Annotated in this window: 18 protein-coding genes; 17 read left to right on the top strand and 1 reads right to left on the bottom strand. The window is 60.2% G+C overall.

Translation table 11 applies throughout. The annotated features are described in order from the left end of the window. Positions 1–45 precede the first annotated feature (45 nt). The gene (locus EOA78_RS02125; protein ID WP_245477090.1) at positions 46–789 is read right to left on the bottom strand and encodes a L,D-transpeptidase; all 744 of its coding nucleotides are present in this window, start codon (positions 787–789) and stop codon (positions 46–48) included. Positions 790–994: 205 nt separating this feature from the next. Between EOA78_RS02125 and EOA78_RS02120 the strand changes: the two genes are divergently transcribed. From EOA78_RS02120 to EOA78_RS02040, 17 genes are all read left to right on the top strand, one after another. Further along, positions 995–1,639 (top strand): type III secretion protein, encoded by a 645-nt coding sequence (locus EOA78_RS02120; RefSeq protein ID WP_245477089.1) that lies wholly within the window; start codon positions 995–997, stop codon positions 1,637–1,639. A gap of 20 nt (positions 1,640–1,659) precedes the next feature. Further along, a complete protein-coding gene (locus EOA78_RS02115) occupies positions 1,660–2,292 on the top strand; it encodes a hypothetical protein (protein ID WP_127313661.1) in 633 nt (210 codons plus the stop codon). A 9-nt stretch (positions 2,293–2,301) separates the two neighbouring features. Then, complete coding sequence (gene sctJ / locus EOA78_RS02110) at positions 2,302–3,141, top strand: type III secretion inner membrane ring lipoprotein SctJ (protein WP_348628459.1); 840 nt, start codon at positions 2,302–2,304, stop codon at positions 3,139–3,141. A 47-nt stretch (positions 3,142–3,188) separates the two neighbouring features. Beyond that, positions 3,189–3,761 carry a SctK family type III secretion system sorting platform protein gene (locus EOA78_RS02105; protein WP_164783601.1) on the top strand — a complete coding sequence of 191 codons (573 nt, stop codon included), beginning with the start codon at positions 3,189–3,191 and terminating at the stop codon, positions 3,759–3,761. Between the two features lie 5 nt (positions 3,762–3,766). Further along, positions 3,767–4,387 carry a type III secretion system stator protein SctL gene (sctL, locus tag EOA78_RS02100; RefSeq protein ID WP_127313658.1) on the top strand — a complete coding sequence of 207 codons (621 nt, stop codon included), beginning with the start codon at positions 3,767–3,769 and terminating at the stop codon, positions 4,385–4,387. Beyond that, positions 4,384–5,742, top strand: coding sequence for a FliI/YscN family ATPase (locus EOA78_RS02095; RefSeq protein ID WP_127313657.1), 1,359 nt, complete (start codon positions 4,384–4,386; stop codon positions 5,740–5,742). Before sctL ends, EOA78_RS02095 begins: the two co-directional genes overlap by 4 nt. Before the next feature lie 13 nt (positions 5,743–5,755). After that, entirely contained in the window at positions 5,756–6,217 is a 462-nt protein-coding gene (locus EOA78_RS02090; protein WP_128204536.1) for a hypothetical protein, read from the top strand. Beyond that, positions 6,159–7,343, top strand: a complete 1,185-nt coding sequence (sctQ, locus tag EOA78_RS02085; protein WP_128238957.1) for a type III secretion system cytoplasmic ring protein SctQ — start codon at positions 6,159–6,161, stop codon at positions 7,341–7,343. Before EOA78_RS02090 ends, sctQ begins: the two co-directional genes overlap by 59 nt. Further along, entirely contained in the window at positions 7,336–7,989 is a 654-nt protein-coding gene (gene sctR / locus EOA78_RS02080) for a type III secretion system export apparatus subunit SctR (protein ID WP_065006906.1), read from the top strand. The genes sctQ and sctR overlap by 8 nt, the downstream gene beginning before the upstream one ends. Positions 7,990–8,007: 18 nt before the next feature. Next, positions 8,008–8,277 carry a flagellar biosynthetic protein FliQ gene (locus EOA78_RS02075; RefSeq protein ID WP_065006905.1) on the top strand — a complete coding sequence of 90 codons (270 nt, stop codon included), beginning with the start codon at positions 8,008–8,010 and terminating at the stop codon, positions 8,275–8,277. Between the two features lie 9 nt (positions 8,278–8,286). Further along, entirely contained in the window at positions 8,287–9,102 is an 816-nt protein-coding gene (gene sctT / locus EOA78_RS02070) for a type III secretion system export apparatus subunit SctT (protein WP_127313654.1), read from the top strand. A 172-nt stretch (positions 9,103–9,274) separates the two neighbouring features. Then, complete coding sequence (locus EOA78_RS02065; RefSeq protein WP_127313653.1) at positions 9,275–10,102, top strand: DUF1445 domain-containing protein; 828 nt, start codon at positions 9,275–9,277, stop codon at positions 10,100–10,102. Positions 10,103–10,255: 153 nt separating this feature from the next. After that, a complete protein-coding gene (locus tag EOA78_RS02060) occupies positions 10,256–11,647 on the top strand; it encodes a family 16 glycosylhydrolase (protein ID WP_127313757.1) in 1,392 nt (463 codons plus the stop codon). 105 nt (positions 11,648–11,752) lie between these two features. Further along, positions 11,753–13,495 (top strand): type I secretion system permease/ATPase, encoded by a 1,743-nt coding sequence (locus tag EOA78_RS02055; protein WP_127313756.1) that lies wholly within the window; start codon positions 11,753–11,755, stop codon positions 13,493–13,495. Then, positions 13,495–14,805 carry an HlyD family type I secretion periplasmic adaptor subunit gene (locus tag EOA78_RS02050; RefSeq protein ID WP_127313652.1) on the top strand — a complete coding sequence of 437 codons (1,311 nt, stop codon included), beginning with the start codon at positions 13,495–13,497 and terminating at the stop codon, positions 14,803–14,805. The genes EOA78_RS02055 and EOA78_RS02050 overlap by 1 nt, the downstream gene beginning before the upstream one ends. Positions 14,806–14,890: 85 nt before the next feature. Next, on the top strand, positions 14,891–15,160 hold the full coding sequence (locus tag EOA78_RS02045) for a hypothetical protein (protein WP_127313651.1): 270 nt from the start codon (positions 14,891–14,893) through the stop codon (positions 15,158–15,160). Positions 15,161–15,307: 147 nt separating this feature from the next. Further along, positions 15,308–15,973 (top strand): alpha/beta hydrolase, encoded by a 666-nt coding sequence (locus tag EOA78_RS02040; RefSeq protein WP_127313650.1) that lies wholly within the window; start codon positions 15,308–15,310, stop codon positions 15,971–15,973. Positions 15,974–16,053: the final 80 nt, after the last annotated feature.

Here is a 16,053-nt window from a genome sequence, read left to right as displayed (position 1 = left end):
GCAGGTCACTCATTTGCGGGCTTTCGGGGAGGGTGCGTCGAACCATCAATGCCGTACAATGATCTGGGCACCGATCTTCACTCGGTCATAAAGATCGATGACATCCTCGTTGGTCATGCGAATGCAACCGGAGGAGTTGGCCTGTCCGACGGTCCATGGCTGGTTGGTGCCGTGGACGCGATAAAGGGTGTTGCCGATATACAATGCTCGCGCGCCCAATGGATTGTTCGGTCCTCCCTCGACATGCGCGGGCAGGAAGCGGCCTTTTGCTGCTTCTCTGGATCGCATTTCGGCCGGCGGCCGCCAATCTGGCCAGTTCTTTTTGCTCGAAATCGTGGCGCGGCCGGACCACTCCAATCCCTCTTTTCCAACGCCCACCGTGTATCGCAGTGCCCGGCCGTTCCCCAGGATGTAGTAAAGCCGCCGCTCCGTGGTGTTGATCACGATCGATCCCTTCGGTTGAGACTCGCTGAAACGCACGATCTCCCTAGGGATTGCCGACCACTCGGGCCGGATTTCTCCATCCGAAGTCTGGTCGGGAGCGGCAGGCGAGACCAGCACATTTCTTGCCGGATCATAAGTCCAGCTTCGTGGGTCATAACCGCTATTCGATTGGGCCTGGGCCGGCGCCATGGCGGCAATCAATGTGGCAGCTATCAGAACTGATGCGCACAATCTCCGGATAAAGCGCGGGCTGACCAGGACTTTGCGTTCCGCAACGCTGACGGGGACAGGCAAGTTCGCAAGCCGGATCATGATTGCCGCCACCAAGAACGATCCCTTCTGCATCCAGGCGTTCAGCCGGCGATCACCTGATTCCAGCGCGCACCATATCGCTTTGCGGACGGTTCGCAACATTTGGCACCAAATGCTCATGCTCAATCCAATTGGACTTCCAATTCTGCGATGCGCACGATAGAGTGAATCGGCGGATAAACCATGAAACAAGCGACGCGGGCCATCGCTCGTGCGTCCCTTTGCGATAGGACCGATTTTGACGGGACGCGATACCTGCCATGCGGATCGGTGCTCGGGAGCCAGGGCTGCTTTCTTTGCTTGCGGTCTTTCGACGATCCTGGCGTTCCTTGCCTCGTCGCAGGCCAACGCCGCCGAACCGCGGTGGCCTGCCGGCCCGTACAGCTATATCACCGTCGATCAGTCGGTGACCGACGCGCTGGTCGAGCTAGGCCGCAACATGCGGACGCCCATGCGTGTCAGCAAACTCGTCAAGGGGCGTTTAAGCGCCGGCATGCCGGTTGGAACGGCCCGCGAGTTTCTGCAAGAGATCTGCAATCGATATGGGTTGGTCTGGCATTTCGACGGTATCGTCATGAACGTCGCGACCGAAGCTGAAGTCCGGACGGAAATGATCCCGCTTGATGCCAATATGGCTGCCAGTGCGGAAGATCGGCTTTCGCGGCTGGGGGTCATCGACCCGAAGTTTCCTATAAACGTGTCCAAGCAAGACGATGTTGTCTCGGTATCGGGGCCGCCGTCCTACGTTGAACTTGTCAGGAAAACGCTGGGAGTTCCTGCGGCGCCGAGCACGAAGCAGGATGATGGCAAAGTTGTTCCGGTCCGCGTTTTCCGCGGAAGGCAGGCGGAGGCGCAGAATGTTCCCTCCGGCAAACCGAACTAAGGAAGCAGGAGGGCAGGTTCATGCAAATCGCGCCGATTGGAGCCCTGGAAGCTACACTGGCAAACTTGACCACCAGCATAGCTTCGCAGCAGCAGATCACCGCCGGCACGGCAGCGCAGCCGGGTAACCGAATGGTGGGTGCCAATCAGGAAAAGCACGATGCCGCAAAGGTTACGATGCCTGAACGCGGTGATGTCGCTACACGGGCAGGCCAGCAGGTGGCGCAGGCATCTTCAGGAGCCAGTCCGGCAATGGCCGGACAATCCTCCAAACTGGAAAGGACCGAACCGGTCGCCGAACACAAGCTGTTCGACTATCTGGCCGAGGTGGAAAAGGCAGGGGGCGGGGCGTTTGAGGATCCGTCGGCATTGTTCGGCTCTGCGGTTCAGTCGCTGGAAGGAACCATGCAGCAGGTCCAGAAGGCCCTTGGCCAGGCAAATGCCCCAGCGAATGCTGAAACGGCCGCCATGCAGGATGGCGCCGGCAAGACCGCCCCATCAGCCAAGGAAGGCGAAAACGCCACCGCAAAGAATGCCGAGCAACTCCTCGAACGATCCATTTCGGTGATGTGGGCAGCCGCCAATCTCGAGGTGGTCACGAGCAGCGTGACGGCCGTCACGTCATCCACCAGCACGCTGATCAAGCAACAGTAAGCCTACGGAGTGTTCGTGCACACGCTATCCTTGCCGCGGCGGTCAACACTATTGAATCGATGCGGCGTCCGGTGCCGCGTCGCGCTCGTTGTGGTGGGCATGCTTGTGCTCCAGGCGTGCTCGGTTGAGCTGTATTTCAACCTCAACCAGCGGCAGGCCAACGAGATCGTGGCCACGCTGATGCGTCACGGGATTCCGGCCCAACGCGAGGCCGGCAAGGACGGCAAAATGACGGTTTCCGTACAGAAGGACCGTTTCGCCGAAGCCATGGCGATTCTCGACGAAAGCGGATTGCCCAAACAGGAATTCCAGACGCTCGGCGACGTGTTCAAGCGAGACGGGCTTGTATCCTCGCCGGTCGAAGAGCGGGCGACGATGATCTATGGCCTAAGCCAGGAACTGTCGCAGACGATTTCGGACATCGACGGCGTGCTTTCCGCACGCGTTCATCTCGTATTGCCCGAAAACGATCCGCTGAGACAGCGACTGGTGCCATCGTCCGCCTCCGTCTTCATCCGGCATCGCGCATCCGTTCCGATGAATGAGCTGATCCCGCAGGTCAAGATGCTGGTGGCCAAAGGCATCGCCGGGCTGACCTATGACAATGTATCCGTCACGCTCATTCCGGTGACCGCTGCAGTCCCCGAGCACGCAACCGTCGAGGCAGGTTTCACGACATTCCTCGGCCTCTGGCTGCATCCGGACAGCGTCGTCACCGCGATGTGGCTGTTTTACGGCATGACGGCGGCCATACTCGCCCTGGCTGCCCGGCTAGCTTACGTCCAGTGGTATCGACGGCCCGGTGTCTATGCGCTCGACGCTTCGGCAATGCCTGTGAAGAAGACATGATCCAGACTGGCTCGAAGCAAACTGCCAGCCCGGAATGGTGGACATTCATGTCCAATCCTGCAGGCTATGTGGATGCGGCCCGGCTGGCGCAGTGCTTTGACGGCATGATCGGCGAGGCTGCCTGCGAGCGTATGCTACAGTCGCAGCGCCTGCATGAGCGATTGTCGAAGCTTCTGCTCGACCATTATGGACTCACTCGCGCAGTTTCCGACGAGCCCGCCGACGAGGTGGACCGGGCGATCGCTTTGTCGACGGGTGTGGAGTTGGAGGAACTTGCGCTTCGCGCGGGCGCGATCTACTGGGCCGGCAGTCTGGCCGCCGTCATTGATGGACGCGAGGCGGCCGCCTTGCAGGCGGCACTCGGCGCGGATCTCTGCGCTATCGCCGTCGCCAACCGCGATCTGGCCGGTCCGGTGCAGCCGTTGGAGCCCCTGGAAGATATCCATCGTCGTGTCTATGCCGACGGCTTGAGCTGCCTTGGCGCCTGGTGTCAGGCGATGCCCGGCGATACGAGCATGCGGGTTCGCCTCAAGCTGATGCCGCACGAGCTTGTTGACCAGGCGACAGCCGCACCATTTGCCGAAGCTGGTCCGGCGATCGTTCGACGGGCGATGAGTTAGACGAGATGGTCGAACCGGGTAAAGCGACCACTGGTGCGCCGAGGCGTCCTAAAGGCCGGATTCTGCGCGCTGCTGAGGCACGCGCCTGGCAAGATGGGCACGCCTTTCTCGACGAAGCCAGGCGTGATGCGCAGCAGTTGCGTGACGCCGCTCGGCGAGCCTATGCGGCCGAATATGCGCAGGGCTACGAAGATGGCAAGGCGCAAGGCGACGCGGATGCCGCGCGTTTGGTGAGCGAGACCGCGGTCAAGGTAGATCGCTATCTTGGTGGGCTGGAAGCCGAAATCATCAATCTTGCCCTCGATGTCGTCAGGCGAGTGCTGGGAGAATTCGACGTCAGCATGCTTGTCGCCAAGGCGGCCAGGCAGGCGGTCGCTGAAATTCGCCGCGCCAAATATCTGAAGGTCCGACTTCATCCCGCTTCCGTTAACAAAGTTCGCGACGAACTGTACGTGGTCCTGCGCGAGAGTGACTTGGGCATGACGGTCGAGATCGATGCGGATGATACGCTCGCGAGGGGCGCCTGCATCCTATTGACCGATATTGCCGTCATTGACGCCAGCATCGACGCACAGCTCAATGCCTTTGCCGCTGCGATTTCATCAAATGCCGAGGCGCCGGCATGACAAGTCCCGCCACCGAGATCGAGAGCCGCCTCGCATCGATCGTCCCGAACCTGCGTTCCGGTCTGCGTGACGATGCCAGCCGACCCAGGAAAGGGCGTGTACGGCGAGCGACCGGCACGGTCATTCATGCGACGGTGGAGGAGGTTCGGATCGGCGAGATATGCGAACTCGTCGATCCCAGGACCGGCACGGCGACCAAGGCGGAAGTCGTCGGGCTCATGGACGACATGGCGATCCTTGTTCCGCTTGGCGATCTCACCGGCCTTTCAAGCCTCACGGAGGTTATTGCGACCGGAAAGACCCAAACGGTTTCCGTCGGGCCCGGCCTGCTTGGTCGGGTGATCAACGCGTTCGGCGAGCCATTGGATGGCAAGCCGCTTTCGCCGGGTGGCATTACCGGCAGCTATCCGGTCAATGCCTATCCGCCATCTCCGCTGGAGCGCAGTTTGATTTCCGAGCCTATCCAGCTCGGGATCCGCGCCCTCGATGGGCTTCTCACCTGCGCGCGGGGGCAGCGCGTCGGCATCTTCGGCGAGCCTGGTGTCGGCAAGTCGATCCTGCTTTCGGATATCGTCAGCGGCACGGACGCAGATGTTTCCGTGGTTGCTCTTGTCGGCGAACGCGGACGTGAGGTGCGCGAATTCATCGAGCATCAGCTCGGGCCGGAAGGGCTGGCGCGGGCAATCATCGTCGTCGCGACGTCCGACCGGCCGGCGATCGAGCGCGTCAAGGCCGCCTATGTGGCAACCAGCATTGCCGAATATTTTCGCGACCAGGGCAAGCATGTGTTGCTGGCAATGGACAACATAACGCGGTTTGCCCGTGCGCAGCGCGAGATTGGCCTCGCTTCAGGCGAGCCACCGACGCGTCGCGGTTTTCCGTCTTCGCTTTTTGCAGTTCTGCCCCGATTACTCGAGCGCTCAGGGCCTGGCCGCGTCGGCTCCATTACAAGCCTCTACAGCGTTCTTCTGGAGGGCGATGGCACGCTGGATCCGGTTGCCGAAGAAATCCAGGCGCTTCTCGACGGTCACGTCTTTCTGTCCAACGAACTGGCGCAGCGCAATCATTTCCCGGCCATCGACGTGCTGCGCAGCCGCAGCCGCCTCATGGACACGGTGGTGCCGTCTGAGCACCGGTCGGATGCCGGCCGCTTGCGGGAGCTGCTCGCCCGCTACGCCGACGTCGAATTGCTGCTGCGCGTCGGTGAATACGAGAAGGGCAGTGATGCGGTGGCGGACGAGGCGGTGGCGAAGATCGACACCATCAACACCTTCCTGCGACAGCCGTCCGCTACACACGAGACCATCGAGAGGACACGCGAACGCATGCGGGGGATCGTCAATGAAAGATCGTGACATGATCGCACGATTGCACGACCTCAGGCGCCGCGGTGAAAAGCGCGCAAACGAAGCGGTCATAAGGAGATACGCCGCTGCGCAGCGGGCCGCCGGTGAGGTTCAGAAAGCGGCCGCCACGGTCAGCGAACACCTGCAGAGCATAGCCGACGCCGAGGATGCAGCGTTCGGTTCGCTTGTCGGACAACCGGTGAAGGCCACCAGCCTTTACAGGCTTCAGGGACAGTTCGAGATCGCCGCCAGGCAAACCGAGCAGCTCCGGGAAAACGAGAAGATGGCCGGCGTCACCGAGCAACGACGCAAAGCGGAGTTATCGGCAGCCCGCAATGATCATCGCGCGAGCATGAAGGCCGTGACGAAACTGGACGGGCTGCTGGAGCATCTGACCAAACGCACTGCGCGTCACCGCCTCGCACTTGCCGAGCTTTCCGAGGAAGACGAGGGCAGTTCGCTGCGGTTACCTACACAGCGATAGTCCAATCCGTGATCGTGAATATGGAAGTGTGATGCCCCAGGCCTTGGCGTCGGCAAAAAAGAAAGCGCGCGTAGAACCGGTGAGACGCACACGCTCGAGCGTTGGCGAGCCGCTGACTTTGGAATCTGTTGCGGCTGTGGAGGTTGAGGCATTGAACGCCTTCTACCGCCGCCGTGCTCCCGCACAGATTACGATCGCGGGGATAACCATGGCTATCGCGGCCGCCTGGCCGGCACCGAACCCTGGGGACCAGCCGCTGAGCACGATTGCGTTCACGGTTGGCGACACGGCGGGCAAATTGCGCCTGCCGCTTTCTGTAGTCGAACGAGGGCTTGCCAAGGCTGACGAGCTAGTCGACGTGAAACGACTGGCACCCGCTCACGCCGCGCTGCTGATGGAGTCCGTATTCGAAGAAGATCTCGAATGGATCGAGAGCAGGCTGGGCGAGAGGATCGCTATCACCTCGATCGAACCAAGAGACACCGTTTTGGATAAAAGCGCGTTCGCGTTCGTCCTGACCAGCAAGGACGAAACCATAGATTGCGCCTTGCACACCGATGGCGTTGGTCTGGCCGTGCGGGCCGGGGGCTTTCTCGACGAGATCGTGAAAGCGAGGCCATTAATTCCTGCCGAATTCCCGTTGCCGGTCTGCCTTTGGCGCAATGCGCTTACAATCAGCCTTGGCGAGCTTCAAGATCTGCAGCCCGACGATGTGGTGCTTTTCGATGACGAAGAGGAAGAGGCGGCATTCGTCATTGCCGAGCGGCTTTATGCCCCGGCCATCCTGACTGCGAGTGGGCCGCAACTGCTTGCCGCCCCGACTGCAATCGCTGGATCGAAATGGGAGTGGACCATGAATCAGAACACACCGCCGCACGCCGACCAGACATTGGAAGAGTCAACTCTGGACGAGTTGCCGGTTGCGCTTGCCTTCGAGCTCGGCCGCACGGCAATGCCTCTCGGCGAGGTAAGGCAGCTTGCGCCCGGCGCCATCGTTCCGCTCGCCAATGTGACGAAGGAGACGGTCGACATCATCGCCAACGGCAAACGCGTAGGCCGTGGCGAGATCGTGCGGATTGGGGAGAGCCTGGGCGTGCGGATCGCCCGCATGTTCGACAATGCTTGACAATTCGCCCAACCTGCTTGGGATTCTGATTGCCGTCGGCTTCGTCGGTTTGCTGCCGCTGGCAGTCGTCACCATGACCGGATTCCTGAAAATCTCGGTCGTGCTGTTCCTCATCCGCAATGCGCTCGGCGTCCAGCAGATGCCGCCCAATTTGGTCCTCTACGGCATAGCGCTCGTGCTCACGGTCTATGTCACGACGCCATTGCTGAGCGAGATGACGGGCCGGCTTCAGGAAGGGCAGGTTCAGTTCCAGACTACAGACGACCTCGCCAGGGCGGCGCAACTGGTCAGGGAACCATTACAGCAGCACCTCATCAAATTCACGCAGCCGGAAGAGCGGCAGTTCTTTCTTGACGGAACGAACCGCCTGTGGCCGGAACAGGCACGTCAAAATCTGAAAGACGACGATCTTTCGATACTAGTCCCTGCCTTTGTCGCGTCCGAGCTTACGCGCGCGTTTGAAATCGGCTTTCTGCTCTATCTTCCCTTCCTTATCATCGACATCGTTGTTGCAAACATCCTGATGACGCTCGGCATGATCATGGTCTCGCCGGTCCTCATTTCGATCCCGCTGAAACTGTTCCTTTTCGTCGCCATAGATGGCTGGTCGCGGCTGATGCACGGCCTCATCCTGAGTTACGTCTGACGCCGCTAGGAGGTTTGCATGAGCAATGACTTCATCCTGGCGAAGGTCCAAAGCGCGCTTCTGACAGTGCTGTTCGCGTCGAGCCCGGCGATCATCGCGGCGATGGCCGTCGGCATCCTTGTCGGGCTTGCCCAGGCGCTGACGCAAATTCAGGACCAGTCCCTGCCGCAGACGATTAAGCTCGTCGTGATCCTGCTGGTCATCATCGTCTTCGGCCCGCTGCTTGGCCAGCAGATCGCGGAGCAGGCCTCAACGGCGCTGGACGAATTCCCCGTCGTCACGCGTTGAGGCACGCAGATGCCGGTTGAACCATTCTTCGCGTCGGTCAAAGAGCTTCAGTTCTATCTTTTGGCCGGAGCTTTCGCGCTCGCACGCATGACCGGGTTCATGCTCCTGATGCCGCTCTTTTCGCGCGTGCCGCTATCGGGCCTTTTGCGCAACGGCGTTGCTCTGGCGCTGGCGGTTCCGGTCTTCCCGATGATTGTGAACAAACTGACGAACACTGACATCGCGACGACGATGATCGTCGTGTACATGCTCAAGGAGGTCGTGGTCGGGGTAACGCTCGGGCTGGCGATGGGCATACCGTTCTGGGCGGCCGAGGCTGCCGGCGATATCCTGGACCTACAGCGCGGCTCCACGATGGGGACGCTGATCGATCCGATGATGACCCATGAGACGAGTGCCACCGGCACCTTGCTCGCCGTTATCATGGTCACGATCTACCTGGCTGCCGGCGGCCTCGAACTTTCTTTGACCAGCCTCTACGACAGCTATGGCCTGTGGCCGATCGACCAACTTCTGCCCGTGTTCAGCAAGGATGCGGCCGGAATCTTCCTCGATCTGCTGAACCGCATTCTGATGATGGCATTGACCCTCGTGTTCCCGCTCATCATCAGCATGCTCTTGTCCGACATTGTGCTGGCCTTCTTGGCGCGCGCCTCACCGCACCTCAATGTTTTTGCGCTTTCGCTGATCGTGAAGACGCTGGTGTTTAGCCTCGTCTTTGTACTCTATTCTGCTTTCCTGCTCTTCTACATGAACCGGGACCTTGGCTTTCTGCATGAGGCAGCCCGACAGATAGAAGCGATCGGCTGCCGCAGCTGTCAATGAGAACGGGAAGGTTTGCGCAAGCGTCGGTCGTAAGATGACGCAATCGTTGGCCGGCCAATAAATACAATTTATCGTTGAGGAAAGATTCTGACAATTTGACAAGCAGCCGAGCCGCCAACGATCTTACGCCCTCCCGACTTGTCTCTGAAACGCGCATACCCCCTCGGAAGCCATGGCTCGCCTGACCACTTCACCAATCTTCGAGGACCTGCGACTGGTCGATGCGGATAGGCTGCGCAGGCTTGTCAGAATGGGCGCCTATGAGGGGCATACAGGGGGGCTGGCGCGCGGCAAGCTCCAGGCCAATGTTGTGATTGTCCCCCGCAGCTTTGCCAGCGATTTCCACCAGTTTTGCATCCGCAACCCCAAATCCTGTCCATTGGTCGGCGTGAATCGCGCCGGCAGTCCATTGATCCCGGCGCTGGGCGACATTGACATCCGCACCGATGCCCCCCAGTACAACATCTATCACTTCGGGGAACTGACCCGTCAGAGAACGGACATCATTGACCTTTGGCGAGATGATTTTGCCGCTTTTGCGCTCGGCAGTTCGCTGACCGTCGAAGCCGCACTTGCCGAAAAGGGCGTGAAACTCCGCCGCATCGGCTGCGGCAAAGCCTCACCAAAGTTCCGAACCAGGATCAGGACTTGTCGCGTCGGACCGTTTGGTGGCGAAATGGTCGTCTCGATGCGTCCGATAAGCCATTGCGATGTCGACAGGGTTCGCGCCGTCACCGCACGCTTCCCGCATGCCCACGGCTCTCCCATCCATGTCGGAGAGCCCACGGTCATCGGAATAGCCGACTTGATGGCTCCAGACTGGGGCGAAGCGGTCAAAATCATGGACGGGGAGGTCCCTGTATTCTGGGCTAGCAGCATAACCGCACAAGTTGCACTTACTCGTGCCGAACTCGCGACCTCGATCACGGTATCGCCGGGGCACATGCTGATCACCGATGTGGATGCGCGAGCCGATGCGGGCGCTTTCAAGGTCTATTAGCAGTTCATCTGGGTTTCGGGCCGGCAAATAGTCCCACGACGTGTTAACCCTTTGGTAACTCTCCTAAGCCAAAGGCCAAAAAATACTGGCTCCTTTTGCCCTCGATAAATGTTAGGGCTGCCATCGAGGCGAGACAAAGGAGAAAACACCGGGATGGCCACGGTACTGAACGCCAAGGGCGTTCCACTTCCCTACAGCGGATCCTCCGTAAAGTGGTATTCGGCGACGAATTCCGGCCCAACGCTTTATGGCAGCACGTACAACGACTCGATGTATGGCGACGGCAACGTCACCGTCACAATGCGTGGCGGCAAGGGCGATGACATCTATTATCTGTATTCCTCGAAAAACAAAGCGGTCGAGCTGTCCGGCGAGGGTGTCGACACCATCTCGACCTGGATGAGCTATAAGCTCCCAGCCAATTTCGAGAACCTGACAGTCACGGGCGACAAACGATATGCTTTCGGAAACGAGCTGAACAACATCATTACCGGCGGCTCCGGCCAACAGACGCTCGACGGCTTACGGGGCGATGACGTTTTGAAGGGCGGATCGGGGGCGGATATTTTCGTCGTAACCCCCGGCAACGGCAGTGATCTGATCCTGGACTTTGGCGCGACGGATACCGTTCGCGTCGGGAGCTACGGGTTCACCTCCTTCGAGGAGGTGCGCGCCAACATGGTCCAGTCGGGAGCAAACGTCCGACTCAATCTGTCTGACGGCGAGTTTCTCGTCTTCGCCAACAAGACCATCGGCGAGTTCACCGCAAGTCAGTTCAAGCTGGCCGTGGACAGGTCGGCTCTGGAACTCACCTTCTCGGACGAGTTCGACACGCTGGACCTGTGGAATGGCTCGAGCGGCACCTGGGACTCGAATTTCTGGTGGGGGGCCGCAAACGGCAGCTCGCTTACGAGCAACAAAGAGCTTCAATGGTACATCGACACCGACTACGCCCCGACGAGTTCCATCAACCCGTTCAGCGTCGAGGACGGTGTTCTCACGATTACCGCCGCCCGGGCTCCTGAGGCGATCCGGCCCTACATAAACAATTACCAATACACGTCAGGTTTGCTGACGACCTACGAATCGTTCGCGCAGACCTACGGCTATTTCGAAATTCGGGCCGACATGCCCGAAAAACAAGGAGTATGGCCGGCCTTCTGGCTTCTCCCGGCGGACGGTTCCTGGCCGCCGGAACTGGATGTCATCGAGATGGTCGGGCAGGATCCGAACAAGCTCATTTTGACAGGCCACTCGAACGCGACGGGGACTCATACAAAAGTGTCCTCTACCGCCTATGTCGCGGATACCGCAGGGTTCCACACATACGGGGTGCTGTGGACAGAAGACGAACTCGTCTGGTATTTCGATGACGTCGAAGTTGCTCGTGCCGCAACGCCTGCCGACATGCACGAGCCAATGTATATGCTGGTCGATCTGGCGGTTGGCGGCATCGCGGGAACGCCTGCCGACGGGCTTGCCACGCCTGCAGAAATGCAGATCGACTACATCCATGCCTATGCGTTGAACGATTGGGTTATCTAGGCGTAACACCTGACGGTGGGCTCGGCACGGACACGTTCGTCATCAGGCCTGATTTCGGGCGCGGTCATTGCCGCCTGAGACTGAACCGTGACTGATGTGAAGGCGATGTCGCATCCCCATCCATCCGAGCCGCGAACGACCCTCGCAGCGGTTCTGGCTTCCTTCCGGCGAGCCTTGGCCGGAATTGCGTTGATGAGCGGCGTCGTCAATATTCTGGCGCTGACCGGCTCGTTCTTCATGCTGCAGGTCTATGATCGCGTCATACCTGGCCGCAGCGTGCCGACGCTCGTCGGGCTCGCCGTGTTTGCCGGCACGCTTTTTGTTTTTCAGGGCGCTCTTGAGCTCATCCGGTCGCGTTTGCTGGTGCGCATCGGGATGGCGCTGGACGCGCGCTTGAGCGGACAGGTCTACGCCGCCCTCATGCGTTTGCCGTTGCGCACCAAGGTCGCCGGCGACGGCCTTCAATCCTTGCGCGATCTTGATCAGGTGCGTTCGTTTATGTCGAGCGCCGGTCCGACCGCGCTTTTCGACCTGCCCTGGATGCCGCTCTATCTCGCAATCTGCTTCCTGTTCCATTTCTGGATCGGCATGACGGCACTGGCCGGCGTGGTCATTCTCTTCAGCCTGACATTGCTTGCCGAAATTCGCACGAGAGCGCCCGCCAGAAAGGCAAACAGTCAAGCGGCGGCGCGCAATACACTTGCCGAAGCGACACGTCGCAATATCGAGGTTCTGCAGGCCATGGGCTTTGGATCACGCATCGCCGAGCGCTGGTCAGGAATCAATGCTGACTATCTCGACACCAATGCAACAGCGAGCGACCTTGCTGGGACACTCGGAACGATTTCGAAGATCCTGCGCATGATGCTGCAATCGGGCATCCTGGCGATAGGCGCTTATCTCGTCATCCATCAGGAAGCGACCGGCGGCATCATGATCGCCAGTTCGATCATGATGAGCCGGGCGCTCGCACCGATCGAACTGGCTATCGCCCACTGGAGGGGTTTCGTCACCGCCCGCCAGGCCTGGGCGCGGTTGACCCAGCTTTTGGTCCTGCTTCCCGAAACTGCGACAAGTGTCTCGCTGCCTGCGCCGAGATCTGCTCTGTCGGTCGAAAGTATCAGTGTCACGCCGCCGGGGGAGCGTCGTATGGTCGTGCAAGACGCCACCTTTGCATTGGAAAAGGGCGTCGGCCTCGGCATTGTCGGGCCGAGCGCTTCCGGCAAGTCATCGCTCGTGCGCGCTATTGCCGGCATATGGCTCCCAGTTCGCGGAACCGTCAGGCTGGATGGCGCAACGCTCGACCAGTGGTCCCCGGAAGAGCTGGGCAACCATGTCGGCTATCTGCCGCAGGATGTGCAACTGTTCGATGGCACCATTGCCGAGAACATCTCACGCTTCGAACCGCAAGCGCCCTCGGACAAGATACTGGCGGCTGCGCGCGCGGCCGGCGTTCATGATCTCGTCATCCACCTGCCGGAAGGCTACGAGACGCGGATCGGCGAGGCCGGATCGGCGCTTTCGGCGGGCCAGAAACAGCGGGTTGCGCTTGCCCGGGCTCTCTACGGTGACCCGTTTCTTGTTATTCTCGACGAGCCTAACTCCAACCTCGATGCGGAAGGCGAGGCCGCGTTGACGGAAGCAATTCAAGGTGTTCGCGCGCGAGGCGGTATTGCCATCGTGGTCGCCCACCGGCCGAGCGCGCTGGCGAGCCTGGATCAGGTTCTTGTGATGGCGAACGGCCGTATCCAGGCCTTTGGTCCGAAGAATGAGATCTTGAACAAGATAACTCGCCCAGCAGGCGTTCCCTTAAAGGTCGTCTCCGGACTTGAAGAGACGGCATCCTGATGGCGCAACGCACGATATTCGCGGCGGATCGCACCATTCGACGCTATCTGCTTGGCGGTGTCGCAACCTGCATCCTGCTGGTTGGCGGGGCGGGGAGTTTGGCCGCCGTCACCGAGCTTTCCGGAGCCGTTATCGCTTCGGGAAAATTGGTCGTCGATTCCAGTGTCAAGAAGGTACAGCATCCAACCGGTGGCGTGGTCGGCCAAATCTTTGTCCGGGAAGGCGATGCCGTGCAATCGGGCAAGGTTTTGATCCGCCTGGATGAGACGATCACTCGGGCCAATCTGGCGATCGTCACGAAGAGCTTGGACGAATTCGAGGCGCGCCTGGCTCGCCTTGAGGTCGAGCGCGACGGCAAAGGAAGCATCATCTTTCCAGCTTCGCTTGTGTCACGGCAGGATGCCCCCGAAGTTGGTCGGGCGATGGCCGGCGAGCAGTCTCTGTTCGAATTTCGCCGACAGGCACGCGCCGGTCAGAAGGCTCAGTTGGAAGAGCGTAGTGCGCAGCTTGCCGAAGAAGTTTCCGGCTTGACCGAGCAAAGAGATGCCAAGAGCCAGGAAATCAAGTTGATCGGGTTTGAGCTCGAAGGCATGCGCATACTTTGGCAACGCAAGCTGGTTTCAATCGATCGCATTACTGCGCTTGAACGCGATGCAGTGCGGCTTAAAGGTGAGCACGGGCAACTGACTGCATCGATTGCGCAGGCGAAGGGTCGTATCGCGGAAACCCGGTTGCAGATCATTCAGATCGACCAGGATTTGCGCAGCGAGGTGGCGAGCGAGCTGCGAGACGTCCAGGCAAAGATCTCTGAATTCGTCGAGCGCAAGGTTTCGGCCGAAGATCAGCTCAAGCGAATCGATATACGCAGTCCGCAGAACGGTGTCGTTCATCAGCTCGGCGTGCACACGGTCGGTGGCGTTATTTCTCCGGGAGAGCTCATCATGCTGATTGTCCCGGTGACAGACGACCTGACCGTCGAGGCGCGCGTGGCTCCGCAAGACATCGATCAATTGACGCCAGGGCAAAGCGCGACCCTGCGGCTGTCGGCATTCAATCAGCAAACAACGCCGGAACTGAACGGTGCCGTCAGCAAGATTTCCGCCGACCTCAATGTCGATGAGAAAACAGGCGCCAGCTTTTATACGGTGCACGTAGTTTTGCCGCGCACAGAGCTTACCAGGCTCAAGGGCCTGGCCTTGGCGCCTGGAATGCCTGTCGAAGTGTTCTTTTCGACCGGCAATCGCACCATGCTGTCTTATCTCGTGAAACCTCTAGCCGACCAAATCCAGCGCGCTTTCAGGGAGGAGTAGCTGCGTCTCTCGACGACCCCACGAGCTGAATTCCGGAACAAGGACGCGATTTTGCCGTTTCGCCTGAAATTGGAAGCGATCCCAGATGTCCGAGTTGACGAATGAAGAGATCGAGGGGCGGCTGACTGCCCAGCGAGAGACTCTGGCGCTGGTCGTCGCGCTGCTTGCCGGCCTCGACGCGACTTCCGAGCGAATATGGGCCGAACTGGAGGCCCGTTTTCAATTCCAGAACAATCAGGAAGACCCCGGCGCTGTGCCAAGCCGTGCATTCGCCATTGAGAGCGCGATGATGCGGGAGTTCAAGCTGATCGCCGACGAAGCGCGAGCACGCAGGGCGGAATGGAACGCCGAATAGGGGTGGAACAATCCGTCTCTCCGGATCGATAGCAACAATTTTTCTGACCTGCCCCGGAAACATTTCCGCCATGCCGGTGTTAACGCACTGAGTAGGCGCGAGGCGCAGTTCCTGTCAGTGAGGCGATCCTCCCTTTGGAGTGTGATGATGCCGGCAACCGACATGACGGAGGTCGAGGAGGTCAGGATCGAGCCCGACGGGCTCATAGGGCTGCTGGGCGTGCCGCACGCTGCGCAAGGCATCGTCATCTTCGCTCATGGCAGCGGAAGTGGACGGCTCAGTCCGCGCAACAACCACGTGGCCGCCGCACTTCGGCAGGCCGGACTGGCGACCCTTCTCGTCGACCTTTTGACGTCGATCGAGGAAGGCGACAGGCGAAACGTCTTCGACATTGACCTGCTCGCATCGCGACTCGCGCTGGCGACGCATTGGGCGGCTGCGGAAGCGCGGACAAGAAAGCTTGTTCCGCTCTATTTCGGAGCAAGCACTGGCGCGGCGGCCGCGCTGGTGGCCGCCTCACGCCCGGATGCAGGTATCGCGGCTATCGTCTCGCGCGGCGGCCGGCCCGATCTGGCGATGGACGCGCTGCCGGCGGTGCTTGCCCCAACACTGCTTCTGGTCGGCAGCCTGGACGGGCCGGTGATCGGGATGAACGAGCGTGCTTTTGCCGCGCTGCAAGGCGAGAAACAGCTGATCATTATCGACGGTGCCGGCCACCTCTTCGAGGAGCCGGGCGCGATGGACGATGTGGTTAGGCACGCCACGCGATGGTTCCTCGAGCATCTCGCGCCTCCGCAAAGGCCGAGGCAATGATCCTCGAAAACCAATCAAGCACCAAGGTGCTGAGCGAGCCGGGGGAGGCCAAAGCGCTTCGCGCCATCGGGCCTCTCTTC

This window comes from Mesorhizobium sp. M5C.F.Cr.IN.023.01.1.1 (assembly GCF_003997585.1).
GTDB classification, from domain to species: domain Bacteria; phylum Pseudomonadota; class Alphaproteobacteria; order Rhizobiales; family Rhizobiaceae; genus Mesorhizobium; species Mesorhizobium wenxiniae.
Note: the sequence above shows the minus strand (reverse complement) of the source record. Positions and strands in the feature narration are given on the sequence as shown.

What these genes read in the sequence shown, in the direction of transcription:
- EOA78_RS02065 (WP_127313653.1), top strand. Translation starts at nt 9,275, where the DNA reads ATGGCTCGCCTGACCACTTCACCAATCTTCGAGGACCTGCGACTGGTC.
- EOA78_RS02055 (WP_127313756.1), top strand. Translation starts at nt 11,753, where the DNA reads ATGTCGCATCCCCATCCATCCGAGCCGCGAACGACCCTCGCAGCGGTT.
- EOA78_RS02045 (WP_127313651.1), top strand. Translation starts at nt 14,891, where the DNA reads ATGTCCGAGTTGACGAATGAAGAGATCGAGGGGCGGCTGACTGCCCAG.
- EOA78_RS02105 (WP_164783601.1), top strand. Translation starts at nt 3,189, where the DNA reads ATGTCCAATCCTGCAGGCTATGTGGATGCGGCCCGGCTGGCGCAGTGC.
- EOA78_RS02125 (WP_245477090.1), bottom strand. Translation starts at nt 789, where the DNA reads ATGCAGAAGGGATCGTTCTTGGTGGCGGCAATCATGATCCGGCTTGCG.
- EOA78_RS02050 (WP_127313652.1), top strand. Translation starts at nt 13,495, where the DNA reads ATGGCGCAACGCACGATATTCGCGGCGGATCGCACCATTCGACGCTAT.
- sctT (WP_127313654.1), top strand. Translation starts at nt 8,287, where the DNA reads ATGCCGGTTGAACCATTCTTCGCGTCGGTCAAAGAGCTTCAGTTCTAT.
- EOA78_RS02115 (WP_127313661.1), top strand. Translation starts at nt 1,660, where the DNA reads ATGCAAATCGCGCCGATTGGAGCCCTGGAAGCTACACTGGCAAACTTG.
- sctR (WP_065006906.1), top strand. Translation starts at nt 7,336, where the DNA reads ATGCTTGACAATTCGCCCAACCTGCTTGGGATTCTGATTGCCGTCGGC.
- EOA78_RS02095 (WP_127313657.1), top strand. Translation starts at nt 4,384, where the DNA reads ATGACAAGTCCCGCCACCGAGATCGAGAGCCGCCTCGCATCGATCGTC.
- EOA78_RS02075 (WP_065006905.1), top strand. Translation starts at nt 8,008, where the DNA reads ATGAGCAATGACTTCATCCTGGCGAAGGTCCAAAGCGCGCTTCTGACA.
- sctL (WP_127313658.1), top strand. Translation starts at nt 3,767, where the DNA reads ATGGTCGAACCGGGTAAAGCGACCACTGGTGCGCCGAGGCGTCCTAAA.
- EOA78_RS02060 (WP_127313757.1), top strand. Translation starts at nt 10,256, where the DNA reads ATGGCCACGGTACTGAACGCCAAGGGCGTTCCACTTCCCTACAGCGGA.
- EOA78_RS02040 (WP_127313650.1), top strand. Translation starts at nt 15,308, where the DNA reads ATGCCGGCAACCGACATGACGGAGGTCGAGGAGGTCAGGATCGAGCCC.